Source organism: uncultured Acetobacterium sp. (genome assembly GCF_927416815.1).
Taxonomy (GTDB): domain Bacteria; phylum Bacillota; class Clostridia; order Eubacteriales; family Eubacteriaceae; genus Acetobacterium.
Genome location: NZ_CAKMJU010000052.1, coordinates 18076 through 32113 on the forward strand (window position 1 = coordinate 18076; position 14038 = coordinate 32113).

The 14038-nt window shown below is 46.9% G+C and carries 9 protein-coding genes and 1 riboswitch; all 9 genes read left to right on the forward strand.

Translation table 11 applies throughout. The annotated features are described in order from the left end of the window. The first annotated feature begins 241 nt into the window (after window positions 1–241). The 9 genes from QZ998_RS08525 (at window position 242) to QZ998_RS08565 (ending at window position 14027) form a co-directional block, all read left to right on the forward strand. A complete protein-coding gene (locus QZ998_RS08525) occupies window positions 242–1510 on the forward strand; it encodes an adenylosuccinate synthase (RefSeq protein ID WP_296559696.1) in 1269 nt (422 codons plus the stop codon). Window positions 1511–1582: 72 nt separating this feature from the next. Beyond that, window positions 1583–2701, forward strand: coding sequence for a glutamine-hydrolyzing carbamoyl-phosphate synthase small subunit (gene carA / locus QZ998_RS08530; RefSeq protein ID WP_296559698.1), 1119 nt, complete (start codon window positions 1583–1585; stop codon window positions 2699–2701). Further along, window positions 2692–5892 carry a carbamoyl-phosphate synthase large subunit gene (gene carB, locus QZ998_RS08535; RefSeq protein ID WP_296559700.1) on the forward strand — a complete coding sequence of 1067 codons (3201 nt, stop codon included), beginning with the start codon at window positions 2692–2694 and terminating at the stop codon, window positions 5890–5892. Before carA ends, carB begins: the two co-directional genes overlap by 10 nt. A gap of 198 nt (window positions 5893–6090) precedes the next feature. Next, complete coding sequence (locus QZ998_RS08540; RefSeq protein WP_296559701.1) at window positions 6091–8256, forward strand: EAL domain-containing protein; 2166 nt, start codon at window positions 6091–6093, stop codon at window positions 8254–8256. A gap of 20 nt (window positions 8257–8276) precedes the next feature. Beyond that, a complete protein-coding gene (locus QZ998_RS08545; RefSeq protein ID WP_296559704.1) occupies window positions 8277–9959 on the forward strand; it encodes a type II/IV secretion system protein in 1683 nt (560 codons plus the stop codon). An 11-nt stretch (window positions 9960–9970) separates the two neighbouring features. Next, the gene (locus QZ998_RS08550; protein WP_296559706.1) at window positions 9971–11026 is read left to right on the forward strand and encodes a type IV pilus twitching motility protein PilT; all 1056 of its coding nucleotides are present in this window, start codon (window positions 9971–9973) and stop codon (window positions 11024–11026) included. 660 nt (window positions 11027–11686) lie between these two features. Next, window positions 11687–11792, forward strand: a riboswitch (cyclic di-GMP riboswitch). A gap of 175 nt (window positions 11793–11967) precedes the next feature. After that, complete coding sequence (locus tag QZ998_RS08555) at window positions 11968–12540, forward strand: type II secretion system protein (protein WP_296559708.1); 573 nt, start codon at window positions 11968–11970, stop codon at window positions 12538–12540. A 330-nt stretch (window positions 12541–12870) separates the two neighbouring features. After that, complete coding sequence (locus QZ998_RS08560) at window positions 12871–13269, forward strand: hypothetical protein (RefSeq protein WP_296559709.1); 399 nt, start codon at window positions 12871–12873, stop codon at window positions 13267–13269. Window positions 13270–13427: 158 nt separating this feature from the next. Further along, the gene (locus tag QZ998_RS08565) at window positions 13428–14027 is read left to right on the forward strand and encodes a type IV toxin-antitoxin system AbiEi family antitoxin domain-containing protein (RefSeq protein WP_296559710.1); all 600 of its coding nucleotides are present in this window, start codon (window positions 13428–13430) and stop codon (window positions 14025–14027) included. Window positions 14028–14038: the final 11 nt, after the last annotated feature.

Sequence of the window (14038 nt, forward strand, 5' to 3'; positions counted from 1 at the left end):
AGGCTGAGCAAGAATCAACACAGATTATGGCAAAAAAGCTTCCGCGAATGATGAAAACAATATCATCGAAATTTTAAAAAAAAGATAGATCAATTCTTTTGACTTTATGTTATAATGCTATGGGTAAAAATGATCCAAAAGTGTAAAAATTAAAAGAGAATTTGAGTCATAGTATAGATAAGAAATACAGTTGTTCTGATTGTGTTTTCTGATCTGAGGTTGATGGAAGGAATGAGAATAGATGTCGATTTCTGTATTAGTTGGCGCCCAATGGGGCGATGAAGGCAAAGGCAAAATGGTGGATTATTTCGCCAAACAGTCTGATTTAATTGTTCGGTTTCAAGGGGGCGACAACGCAGGTCATACTGTTATTAATGATTATGGTATTTTCAAACTTCATTTAATTCCCTGTGGTGTTTTCAACAAAGACTGCCAATGTTTAATCGGAACAGGCATGGTTGTTAATCCCGACGTTTTACTTGAAGAAATGCAACAGATCATTGACGCTAATTTAAGCCTGGCAGGACTTAAAATATCGGCAAAAGCGCATATCCTGATGCCCTTTCATCAAAAACTCGACGAACTGATGGAAGCCAGCGGTGGCATCGGTACCACCAAACGCGGCATCGGTCAGGCCTATGCCTATAAAGCGATGCGAAAAAGCCTGCGCTTTGAAGATTTGTTAAATCTTGATAACGCTAAAAAGAAACTCGAAACGATTGTGCCGGTAGTCAATGACCACATGGCATCCTATCAGATAGAACCCTATACAGTCGAAGCACTGTTTGCCAAATGTCAGTTCTGGGCCGAAACCTTTGGCCATATGATTGTTAATCCGGTGGGCTACTTACATGACATGATTGACGCCGATAAACGGATTCTTTTTGAGGGTCAATTAGGCGCAATGAAAGACATTGATCTGGGGATTTTCCCCTATGTTACCTCGTCCAACCCGATTGCCGCCTTTGCTGCCGTCAGCGGTGGCTTTCCGGCCAAGAAAATCGATACGGTGATTGGGGTGGCCAAAGCTTTTTCAAGTGCCGTCGGCGCCGGTCCTTTTCCGACCGAAGAATTTGGTGGCACGATTGATATCCTCCGTGGTACCGGCGAAAAACCGGATGATGAGTTTGGCGCCCGCACCGGCCGGTCTCGTCGATTGGGCTGGATTGACATTCCGGTACTGAAATATACCCATGCGATTAACGGATACGATGAACTGGCCTTATGTAAAATTGATAAGCTCGATGATCTGCCGGAGATTAAAATCTGTGTCGATTATAAATTAGATGGAGAGCTGGTAAAAAGCTTTCCGAGCACCGAAGATTTAGGACGGGTCGAACCGGTTTACATCACCCTTCCCGGCTGGATGAGTGACACCACAAAAATTCGACGACTGGAAGATTTGCCAGAGAATGCCAAAAAATACATTAAAACAATTGAAGACTTGGTTGGAACGACCATCGCCTATGTTGGTGTTGGCCCGAACCGAGAGGACTTAGCAATTCGATAAATGTGCTAATTTGAAATACCTGGTTGCCTGCGATCAGGTATTTTTTGAAAATATTTAAAATGGAGGTAAACAATGTCTTATTACAAGCGAGATAAGCGAGCCTGGTTGGTGCTGTCAGATGGCAGTGTTTTTGAAGGCTATAATTTTGGGTGCGAAGGCACCACCATTGGCGAAATCGTCTTTACCACCGGGATGACCGGTTATCAGGAGGTGCTCACCGATCCCTCGTATTATGGACAGATTGTCCTGCAAACCTACCCCTTAATTGGAAACTATGGGATTAATGCGGACGATATGGAGTCAGAACGGAGCTGGATCAACGGTTATATCACCAAAGAATGGTGTGAAGAACCGTCAAATTTCAGGAATACCCACAATATTAATGAGTTTATGATTGAGCAGGATAAGATCGGGATTTGGGATGTCGATACCCGCGCCATTACCCGGGTAATTCGTGAACACGGCACCATGAACGGCGCCATTACCACCGAAGACATTGAGACCACCAAAGCTGCCCTGATGGAAAAAATCCGCGATTTTAAGGTGGTTAATCCGGTTCAGACGGTTAGCCGCAAAAACAAGGGCTGGTATTACAGCCAGGTTAACCGCGCTAATCATGTCGCGCTAATTGATTATGGCTACAAACATAATATCCTGCGGATGCTGCTGCGCTTAGGCTGCAACGTCACGGTGATGCCGGCCAATACCACTGTCGCGGAAATAAAGATGTTAAATCCCGATGGCATTATGCTGACCAATGGACCGGGCGATCCGGCCGAGAATGTTGAAATCATCGAAAACCTCAAAAAATTTATCAAATACGGCAAGCCCATTTTTGGGATTTGTCTGGGACACCAGTTGCTGGCACTGGCCATGGGCGGTCAAACCTTTAAGCTTAAATACGGCCACCGGGGGATGAATCAGCCGGTTAAAGACATCACGAAGGATCGGGTTTTTATCACCAGCCAGAACCATGGCTATGCGGTAGTGCCAGAAAGTATTTCCGCCGAAGTCGGTCGAGTGACCCATTTTAACCTAAACGACGGCACCTGCGAAGGGATTGAATATCCCGACATCCATGCCTTTACCGTGCAATTCCATCCGGAAGCCAGCGCCGGCCCCAATGATACCGGCTATTTATTTGAACAATTTACTGATCTTATGGAAAGGGGGCAACAAGGATGCCTTTAAGAAGCGATATTAAACGAGTCCTGGTGATTGGGTCTGGCCCGATTGTCATCGGACAGGCGGCTGAATTTGATTATGCCGGCACCCAGGCCTGCAAAGCCTTAAAAAATTACGGCCTCGAAGTGATCCTGATTAATTCCAATCCAGCGACCATCATGACCGATAAGGCCATGGCTGATAAGATTTATATTGAACCTCTGACCCTGGAAGTGGTAAAGCGGGTGATCCTACTGGAAAAACCCGATAGTGTGCTGTCGACCCTGGGCGGCCAAACCGGCCTAACCCTGTCGATGCAGCTGGCCAAGGAAGGTTTTTTAGCCGCCCATGACGTTAAGCTACTAGGCGCCAATCTGGAAACCATTGAAAAAGCCGAAGACCGTCAGGCCTTTAAGGATATGATGCGTGAAATCGGCGAGCCCTGTATTCCCTCTGAAGTGGTGCTAACGGTTGAAGATGCGGTCCGTATTGCCGCCTCCATCGGCTACCCGGTGATTGTCCGGCCGGCCTTTACCTTAGGCGGCACCGGCGGCGGGATTGCGGCCAACCAGCAGGAATTAGAAGAAATTGCCACCCACGGCATTCGCTTGTCGCCGATCCATCAAATTTTGGTTGAGAAAGGGATCGCCGGCTGGAAAGAAATCGAATTTGAAGTGATCCGCGATGCCAAAGGCAATGTCATCACCGTTTGTAGTATGGAAAACTTTGACCCGGTCGGGATCCATACCGGCGACTCGATTGTGGTGGCACCCTGTCAAACCCTCAGTGATAAAGAATACCAGATGCTAAGGACTTCGGCGCTGCGAATTATATCGGCACTGAAGGTTGAAGGCGGCTGTAATTGTCAGTTTGCCCTGAATCCGGAAAACTTTAATTATGCCGTGATCGAGGTTAACCCCCGGGTGTCGCGGTCGTCGGCACTGGCGTCAAAGGCGACTGGCTATCCGATTGCCAAGGTGGCGACTCAGATCGCCGTTGGTTTCTCACTTGATGAGATCACCAATGAGGTCACCGGCACCACCACCGCCTGTTTTGAACCGGCACTGGATTACATTGTCGTTAAGTTCCCCAGGTGGCCATTTGATAAATTTGTTTATGCTAAACGGACGCTTGGCACCCAGATGAAGGCCACCGGGGAAATCATGTCGATTGGCTCCAGTTTTGAGCATGCCATGATGAAGGCGATCCGTTCGATTGAATTGGGGATGGAAACCTTGACCACCGAAAAGTTGGTCGAGGCCAGCGATGAAGAGATCATGAAGATGCTCGGGGATTCCGATGATGAACGTTGCTTTGTTGTTTATGAAGCGATCAAGCGCGGGGTTGCCCTCGATACCATCTTTGCCATTACCAAAATTGACAAGTGGTTTTTAGATAAGCTCCGTCATCTGGCCGTGATGGAAAAAGATCTGGCTAACCTCGGTTTAACCGAAGAGCGGGTTCGGGTAGCCCGGGAAATCGGTTTTCTCGATAAAACGATTGAAGAATTATCAGGAGAAAAGATCAATGAAGCGCTTAAAACCTATGCTTCTTACAAAATGGTTGATACCTGTGCCGGCGAATTTACGGCTAAGACTCCCTATTTTTATTCAACCCGCGACAAAGAAAATGAAGCGGCCTTATTTATCGAAGAACATCCCACCGGCAAAGACCGGGTTTTAGTGCTTGGTTCCGGCCCGATTCGGATTGGCCAGGGGATCGAGTTTGACTATTGTTCGGTGCATTGTGCCTGGGCGCTGCGGGAAAAAGGCTATGAAGCAATTTTTATTAACAACAACCCGGAAACCGTCTCGACCGACTATGACACCTCAGACCGCCTCTATTTTGAACCGCTGACCAAAGAAGATGTCCGCTCGGTGGTCGAAACCGAAAAACCAATCGGTGCGATTGTGCAGTTTGGCGGCCAGACCGCCATCAAACTGACCCGTTATTTAGAAGAAATGGGAGTGCCGGTACTGGGCACCTCGCCAGCTAATATTGATGCCGCCGAAGACCGCGAAGTCTTTGATCAGCTGCTCGAATCCTGCCAGATCCGAAGACCCCAAGGCGAGACCGTTTATACCACCGCCGAAGCGGTCGAAGTAGCCGAACGCTTAGGCTTTCCAGTCCTGCTTAGGCCTTCTTATGTACTGGGTGGGCAGAACATGATCATCGCCTACGAGAGTGAAGACGTGGTAGAATATATGGATATTATCACCACCATCGCCCTGGAAAATCCAGTCCTGATTGATAAATATCTGATGGGCAAAGAAGTCGAAGTCGATGCCATCAGCGATGGTGAAAACTACCTGATCCCGGGAATCATGGAGCATATTGAACGAGCCGGCGTTCATTCCGGCGATTCGATTTCGGTCTATCCGCCGCAAACGCTTGATCAACGGACCCGCGATACCATCATTGACTACACCGGCCGCCTGGTCAAGGCACTGGATATTGTCGGGATGGTCAATATTCAATATGTAATTTATGAAGAGGAAGTCTACGTCATCGAAGTCAATCCCCGTTCATCGCGAACGGTACCCTATATTTCTAAGGTGACCGATATTCCAATGGTCAACATTGCCACTAAAATGATGCTCGGCGATAAGCTGGCTGACCTGGGTTATGCCCCGGGGCTCCACCCCGAAGGCGACTATGTGGCCGTTAAGGTGCCGGTCTTTAGTTTCTCTAAACTGCAGGACGTTGACACCCAGTTAGGACCAGAAATGAAATCGACCGGCGAAGTTTTAGGGGTCGCCAAAACTTTTGCCGATGCCCTCTATAAAGGCCTGGTCGCTTCCGGTCGCAGCATGGAACGGTCTGGCGGAGTCCTGCTGACCGTTAAAGATCGCGATAAAGAAGCGATTGTCGAAATCGGTCGCCAATTCCACGAAATGGGCTTTGTTATTTACGGAACCGTCGGAACGGCGCTGATCCTCAGCGAAAATAATATCCCCACCAAGGTAGTGCGCCGGCTGGCTGAAAGCAAGCCAAACATCGGTGATTTAATTGAAAGCGGTAAGCTCAACTACGTCATTTCGACCTCCAGCAAGGGTCGGATGCCCCATTATGACGATGTCCGGATGCGCCGAAAATGTGTCGAAACCTCAATTGCCCTGCTGACCTCCTTAGACACCGCTCAAGCGCTCTTGGATTGCTTAAAATCCAACCGCACCATGGCTGAGATCGACTTGGTTGACATCAAAAAAATTCAATAAATTTTTTAAACGAAATTTTTAGGCGCTTTTAAGAGAAGAACTTATTCAAGACCATTGAATAAGTTCTTTTTATTTGGTAGAATGAAAACAACTGTAAAGATCGAAAAAAATAAGTGAAGGGATAACAGAGAGATGAACATAAAGTCCAGAAAAGTCAAAGCCAGCTTTATAGCCCTTTTAACTGTTATTCTTTTTTTTATGCTGAGCTGGTACTATGTAGTATTGATCAACAACGCCTTAAAAAAGCAGACCTTATTATATTTGTCAGAGGTAGCCAACCAGGGAGCTAATCTGGTTCAAGGCAAGGTTGATAATGAGCTGGAAAACTTAATCACCGCCAGTAAGCTAATTGAAGCCAGCGGCAATTTTGATCAGACTCAGATGCTGCGCCTCGTTACCATGGCAGCCACAGAAAATCATTACAAGCGGATGGGGGTGGCACTGCTTAATGGCGATACGGTCACAACTGACGGGATGTTTTTAAATGTTTCAGAGCGAACCTATTTTCAGGAAGCCAGCAAAGGGAAACCAACCGTATCCGATACCATCATCGACTACACCGATGGAAAACTGATTAATGTTTATGCAGTCCCGATCTTTCGCGAAAACCAGGTGGTGGCATTGCTGTTGGCTTCGGCGGAAACCGAAAATTTCAAAAAGTACCTGGAAGTCGGCAGCTTTGCCAACCAGGGTTATTCTTATATTGTTAAGGCCAATGGCGATCGGGTGGTATCATCCTTACATGTAAACAGCCCCGGCGAGTTCGATAATATCCTAGAAACCCTGAAAAGAGCAGAGATCAGAGATGGCGACCGCTTAGAAACCATCACTGAAAACATGAAAACCGGCAAGCGTGGCAGCTATACCAGTTTTTATGGGGGGATGGAACGGCATGTGATTTACAAACCACTGGCCATTAATGACTGGTATTTGATGACGGGAGTGCCGACTAAAGTGGTCAGCGCCCAAACCAGGCAGATCAGCTGGTACTCGCTGATGCTGATTGTGGCCGACCTGCTGGCGATTACGCTGCTCTTTATGATTATTCTCTTTTATCAGAATCGCGCCAAAAAAAGGTTGGAGCGGATTGCCTATGTTGATGATGTCACAGGCGGCAATAACTGGCAGAAATTTAAGCAGGAAGCCAGGGAGATCCTGGAGGTGAAAAATCAGGGTCAGTGTGCGATGCTGACCTTTGATATTGACCGCTTTCGCTTTATTAATGAAGAATATGGCCATGAAAAGGGCGACCAGGTGCTCCAGATGGTCGGGAAGATCTTACAGGATCGGACGGCCAAGCTTGAAACCTATGCCCGGGTATCCGGCGATCATTTTGCGATTCTCTGTCTGTGTGAGGATCAGGATAAAATCACCCGGCGGATTAAAGAATTTATGGGCGTCTTAAATAGTGAAAGAGAAGCGATAGGTATTAAAGAACGGCTTTCCTGTCGCTTCGGTATTTATATTATTGAGGATCGCAATGGGAATCTTGATAAAATCAGAGAAAAGGCCAATATGGCGCGGATTGCCGCTAAAACCGCTGATAATCAGCTGTGGTTTTTCTATTCCGATGCCTTTCGCAAGAAAATTGGCGATGAAAAAGAAATTATCGATCAGATGGAAGATGCCCTGGCAAACAATCAGTTTGAGATGTATCTGCAACCCAAGTATAATCTGCATCTCAATGCCTATTGCGGCTGTGAAGCGCTGGTGCGTTGGCGGCATCCTGAAAAGGGGTTGATCTCGCCAGGTGAATTTATTCCTATTTTTGAACAAACCGGCTTTATCAGAAAGCTCGATATGTTTATGTTAGAAGAGGTCTGTAAACTGCTAAAAAGCTGGGAAGCAAAAAAATATCCGGAAATATCGGTGTCGGTCAATCTGTCGCGAAAAAACCTCAAGCAGAGCGATTTTATTGAGCGGGTTTTAAGCATTACCAATCAGTACCGCATCCATCGCGGTAGCCTGGAAATTGAGCTGACTGAATCGAGTATCTTTGAGGATGTCGACCGGATGATCGAAATTGGTCAGGCCTTCCAGGATTATGGCTTTAAAATGGCCATGGACGACTTTGGTTCGGGTTATTCTTCGATCAACCTGCTCGGTTGCCTGCCCCTCGATGTGATTAAGATGGATCAGGGCTTTTTTAACAGCCATCTCAAACGCCAACAAAATTATATCGTTGTTGAAGCGACCATCAATTTGATCAAAAAACTGGGCATGGGGGTCGTTGCCGAAGGGATTGAAACAAAAGCAGAGGTCGAGATGCTAAGAACCCTCGGCTGTGATATTATCCAGGGCTACTATTTTGGCAAGCCGATGCCGGTGGCTGAATTTGAGCAGCAAATTTTTAATAATGCCTGATCTTTGGGAAGAGGAAAATAATGGAAACTAAAAACATTCGTATCGGTGATATCTTAATTAACGCCGGCTTTATTAAGGAAGAACAGCTCCAGGAAGCACTGGCCTATCAAAAGGTCGACAAAAGCAAGCGGCTGGGGGCGATTCTGGTTGACTATGGCTACGTTACCGAGGCGCAATTGCTGGAGGCGCTGTCCAAACGACTCAATGTGCTGGTGCTGGATTTAAATGACACCGCCATCGATTTGGATGCGGCCGGAAAGATCCCCCAAAATATTGCCTTTAAATATACCCTGCTTCCGATTGCTCAAGAAAACAATCATCTGGTCGTGGCCATGAATGATCCGCTGGATTTTTATGCGATTGAAGATTTACGGCTAATTACCAATATGAACATCGATGTGGTGCTCTCAACAAGAGAAGTAATCCTTGAAGCGATCCGTAAATCCTATACTGAAATCGAAGCGAGAAAGGCCGCCTCGGCGGCCAATAAAACCGTCGAGGGCAGTAGTCTATCTTTTGTTGAGGATATTTTGACCAACGAGGGCGATGCGCCGATTGTCAATCTGGTCAATTCAGTCCTGTTAAAAGGTCATAATGCCGGCGCCAGCGATATTCATATCGAGCCCTTTGAAAAAGAAACGATTATCCGGCTGCGGATCGATGGCCTGATTGTTGATTATCTGACCCTGGCCAATAATCTCCATCAGTCGCTGATTGCCCGGATTAAGATCCTGTCCAATCTCGATATCGCTGAACGCCGGGTGCCCCAGGATGGCCACTTTCGGATCCGGATTGATGGTGTAGAAATGAATGTCCGAAGCTCCAGTATGCCGACGGTGTACGGCGAAAAAATGGTGATGCGTTTTTTAAGCATGAACGTACCACTTGATCATGCCGGTCAATTTGGCATGAATGATAGCGATTATCAAAAAATCCTGCAGATGCTGCAAAGCCCCCATGGGGTGGTTTATATTACCGGCCCGACCGGTAGCGGCAAAACCACCACCCTCTATATGATTCTGGAAATGCTCAGCCAGCGCAATGTCAATATTGCCACCATCGAAGACCCGGTCGAGCGGAATCTGGCCAAAATTAACCAGACCCAGGTCAACATTCTGGCCGGCTTGACCTTTGACGTCGGCCTCCGTTCGATTCTGCGGCAGGACCCGGATATCATCATGGTTGGTGAAACCCGGGACTCCGAAACCGCCTCGATTGCGGTGCGGTCGGCCATTACCGGCCATCTGGTACTGTCGACCCTCCATACCAACGACGCCGTTTCAGCGGTCGTCCGCCTTCAGGATATGGGGGTCGAACCCTATATGGTCGCCAACTCCTTAACCGGGGTAGTCGCCCAGCGTCTGGTTAAGAAAATCTGTCCCAATTGCCGCCAAGCTTATGCCGCCTCTGAGATTGAAAAAGGGCTGCTCGAAGAACCACGGCTGACCACCCTCTATCGCGGCCGCGGTTGCCATATTTGCAATAATACCGGCTACAAAGGCCGAACCGCCATCCATGAAATTCTGGCCATCGATAAGAATATCCGAACCTTGATTTCCCGGCGCGAACCGATCGAGGATATTTACAGCTATGTCGAAGAAACCGGTCGGCTGATCCCCTTGCGCAAAAGCGTCTCCAACCTGACCATCCAGGGGATCACCTCGATGGAAGAATTTCTTAAATTATCATATTATGTGGAATAGGGAGAAGAGTGATGACAAGTTTTTTAGAGCTGGTTAACTACGGCCGCCGCAACGATTGTTCAGATATTCATTTATCCCGGGAACTGCCGCCGGTCTTTCGCAAAAACGGCAAGCTTTATCAAAGTGATTTTGACCATAACCCGCAGATTATCGAAAACCTGATTTTTAGCCTGCTAACCGCAGACGAACAAAAGACCCTGGAGTCCGGCAAGGATCTCGATTTTTGCCATATCACCCCGGAAGGGCTTAGGCAGCGGGTCAACGTCTATAAACAACAGGGCAGCTATGCCGCCGCCATCCGCCTCCTTAACGATACCATCCCCAGCTTTGAAGACCTCAAACTGCCGCCGATTATCCGCAAGCTGGCTTCTGAGCCGCGGGGACTGATCCTGATTACCGGTCCGACCGGCAGCGGTAAGTCGACCACCCTGGCCTCGATGATTGACTACATCAATAGCAATCGGGCCGTCCATATCTTAACCATCGAAGACCCGGTTGAGTATAAGCACGAACACAAACGCAGCATTGTCCATCAGCGCGAAATCGGCGTTGACGCCAGCTCCTTTGCCCAGGCCCTGCGGTCTTCGCTGCGAGAAGACCCCGACGTCATTCTAGTCGGCGAAATGCGCGACTACGAAACCATTTCGGCCGCCGTCACCGCTGCCGAAACCGGTCATCTGGTCTTATCGACCCTCCATACCATTGGCGCCGCCAATACCATTGACCGGATCATCGACGTCTTCCCGCCCCACAGCCAGCAGCAGATCCGCACCCAGCTGTCCAGCATTTTGAAAGGGGTAGTCACCCAGCAGCTGGTGCCCCTGGCTGGCGGCGATGGCCGGATGGCCGCCCTGGAAGTCCTGATCGGTACCGATGCGGTCCTCAATTTGATCCGCGAAAACAAAACCCACCAATTGGCCTCCGTCATGCAAACCGGCGGCCGGGACGGCATGAAAACCCTCAACGCTGACCTGGCCATGCTGGTCCGGGACCAGAAAATCAGCTACGAAGTCGGCCTCGAATGGGCCAGTGATAAGCAGGAGTTTAATCAGTATTTTGGAAGATAGCAAAATCGTCTCAATTCAATTCGTCGGGGTTCGCTATTAGGTTACGCAAGACCACCAATTTCCGGTTTGTAGGGGCGGTTATCAACCGCCCGAAGGCAGTAAAGGTTGGCCACCAACCCCAGCCCCCAACACCAACGCCGATCATCATTTGTAGGGGCGGTCCGTGACCGCCCGCAACTCAGTAAAGGTTGGCGACGGCCCCCATTCACTGGCAACACTGCGGATAAATTAGAAATATATTCACAAAGCGAAACAATTAAAAATAGCAGACAAAATAATCATCCCAGGCCATTAAAAATCTTTAAAAAGATCATAGTTGTAACCATCTTGTAAAGTTTTAACTTGACTTTTAATAGCGTTTAACTTAAACTTTAGTTACAAAGAACATCAAACATAAAGGCATGGGCAGCTGAAAATCTGAGCCGCAAAGCGAAAGGGTCTAAGTCAGATAACAGCAAAGCGATCTCGCCGTTCATTTCAAAAACCCAAGGGTTAAGGCGCGAAAAGACTAAAGTAAAAACCATAACCGCCGATATTACATCTAAGAACCGCATCCCCTTGGCAACAAAAACCAAAGAAAAACAGGCTGCATGCAAAGCTACTTGGCTTTTCAGAGGCTTTCAACTAAAATTAAGTTTGAAATTAAAATAAAAGCAAATGTGAACATAAAGGCAAAGCAGGGGAAACCCTGTGACGCAAAACTAGAGGGTCTACATCAGCGGATTGGGTTAGCAAACCCAGCCAGACAAGACAGCCAGTTGCCACACGGTACAGTGTGGCTTTTTTTGACCCCAAAAGCCGCGGCAAGCAAATGATTAAGACGAAATAATGGATGCTATGAGAAAATAGAACCGTCTTAATAATAAATTTAATTTATAAATCATCTTCAGGCGCGGATGATCATATAGAGCTTAAGAATAAAAACAATAAGGAGTGGGAAAATGGAATTAATTAACAGCATACGGAAAAGTAGAAAAGGGTTTACCCTGGTGGAAATTATTGTGGTGTTGGTGATTTTGGCGGTGCTGGCGGCGTTTACGATACCGTCAATGATTGGTTTTGTAAATGAAGCGAAGAAGAAAGCTGCTATTGCAGAACAGAGAGAAATCTATGTAGCTGCACAGGCAGTAGCTACTGAATACTATGGAAAACATGGAAGTACAAATGGACTTGTAAAACTTGGTGTCACAGGCACTTTTCCAACTGCAAGTCCTACCGTTGTTAGTGAGTTAGAAGCTGTTAATTTAGGTTCTGTTGAAGTAGCTAAATTTCTAACAGCAAATAAAATAGCTGATGCAACCGCAAAGAAAGCTGCTCTTGCGTTAATACCAGATACAACTAAAGCAATGGGGAATTATGTAGATACAGATATTACTGCTGGAGTTGGTACAACAGGTACTAATACTTCAGCTTGGACTGTTTTTGTTGATGCCAATGGTAAAGTAACGAAAATAACATACCAGAAAGATGATTTAAAATTAGATGATTTAGTACCCAGTGCATCAGTGAAGTAATAAAATAAATCCCACACCCTATGCGCCATAGGGTTCATCTCCCCTTCCCAGGCGCAAACCCGTCATCGGGTTTGCGGGGATGGGGAGCTTTTTTATTTCAGGGCTCGGTTTAGACTAAAACCTCCATTGAACTGGCTAACCGCAGCTAATGTTCAGAAACCCCACTAGCAGAACTTTTCCAAACAATTAAGTTTCGAACAAAACATCCAAATTTTACACCAATTTAAGCCAAGTTTTCAAATAAAGTGATAAAATAAACCTGCATCATTTTAGCTCGCATTGCTTATCAATCCACAGCCAGTCATCTTTTCAAACCCTCGGAGGTCACCCTTGAACCCAATCAGCCAATACCAGTTTCCTCCTGAAAACAATCAACCCGTCGCCTTTGATCGGGGTTTTTCTTTAGCGGTTGTCATTATCCTGGCCTTTGCAGTGATGATCATCGGCGGCTTGGTCTTCAGCTTTCAAAAAACCACCGATGCCGCCAGTGCCAAGCTGGTTTATCTGGCCGCCCGCGCCAAAGCCATTGAATTTGCGGCTTCCGGCAACTACCGTGTCCCGGTTCAGGCAGACCTGCTTGAGCTAATCGGCGCCGAAGTCAATCAGAATGCCAGCATCACCGTGGTCGATGAGAACCGCGATGCCACCATCGACTATATTGTCTACCGCCGGGGCGGCCTGGTCACCACCTATTCCCCTGGCGATCTGGAAGCGGAAAGAGAAAGATAATAAGCACTTTTTTCAGAGCCGCCCCCCTGTGGGAAAGAGCCACGGCTTTTGTATGGATATTGATGTAGAAATCACGTTGATAAATGTTCGGAATAATGGTATAGTTGCATCTATATACCCGCATTGAAAATTGAGCGCGGATAATGAGGTGCAAAGAAATGGTTGAAAAAAGTAAAATAGCAAATGAATTTGCAAAGCATGGCGGCGTCCTTAAAACCTCAGAACTGAATGTGCTGGGCTTAAGTAGTCGACAAATAAAAAAGCTGGTTGATGAAGGTCAACTATCGAAAATTAAACAAGGCTTTTATGAACTGGCAGATGAAGTGAATCCCGAAGAAGTAATTATTGCGAGACTATTTCCGCAGGCAGTCATTTTTCTCGAGAGTGCATTGCTCCATTATAGCTATACGGATAGAATACCAACGGCCTGGCAGATCGCTGTTGATAGAGATAGTGAAAAAAGTCAGTATGATATCGAATATCCTCTGATTGAGCCATACTATCAGGATTCTAAATTTCTAAATATCGGGGTAGCGACATTTGAAGTGAATGGGGTTGAAGTTAGAATATTTAATCGGGATCGGACAATGTGTGATATTATGCGTTATGAAAAAAAACTGGAAAAAGAAGTATTTTCAAATGCCGTGATGCGATACATTAAAGACCCGCAAAAGAATATCAGGGGTCTCTTTGAATATGCTGACATATTTAATATCACGAAAAAAGTTCAATCACAGATCGGGAAGTGGCTATCATGAGTGCTTCAACT

Coding starts and splice junctions, on each gene's coding strand:
- QZ998_RS08550 (WP_296559706.1), top strand. CDS start 9,971: ATGACAAGTTTTTTAGAGCTGGTTAACTACGGCCGCCGCAACGATTGT.
- carA (WP_296559698.1), top strand. CDS start 1,583: ATGTCTTATTACAAGCGAGATAAGCGAGCCTGGTTGGTGCTGTCAGAT.
- carB (WP_296559700.1), top strand. CDS start 2,692: ATGCCTTTAAGAAGCGATATTAAACGAGTCCTGGTGATTGGGTCTGGC.
- QZ998_RS08545 (WP_296559704.1), top strand. CDS start 8,277: ATGGAAACTAAAAACATTCGTATCGGTGATATCTTAATTAACGCCGGC.
- QZ998_RS08565 (WP_296559710.1), top strand. CDS start 13,428: ATGGTTGAAAAAAGTAAAATAGCAAATGAATTTGCAAAGCATGGCGGC.
- QZ998_RS08555 (WP_296559708.1), top strand. CDS start 11,968: ATGGAATTAATTAACAGCATACGGAAAAGTAGAAAAGGGTTTACCCTG.
- QZ998_RS08525 (WP_296559696.1), top strand. CDS start 242: ATGTCGATTTCTGTATTAGTTGGCGCCCAATGGGGCGATGAAGGCAAA.
- QZ998_RS08540 (WP_296559701.1), top strand. CDS start 6,091: ATGCTGAGCTGGTACTATGTAGTATTGATCAACAACGCCTTAAAAAAG.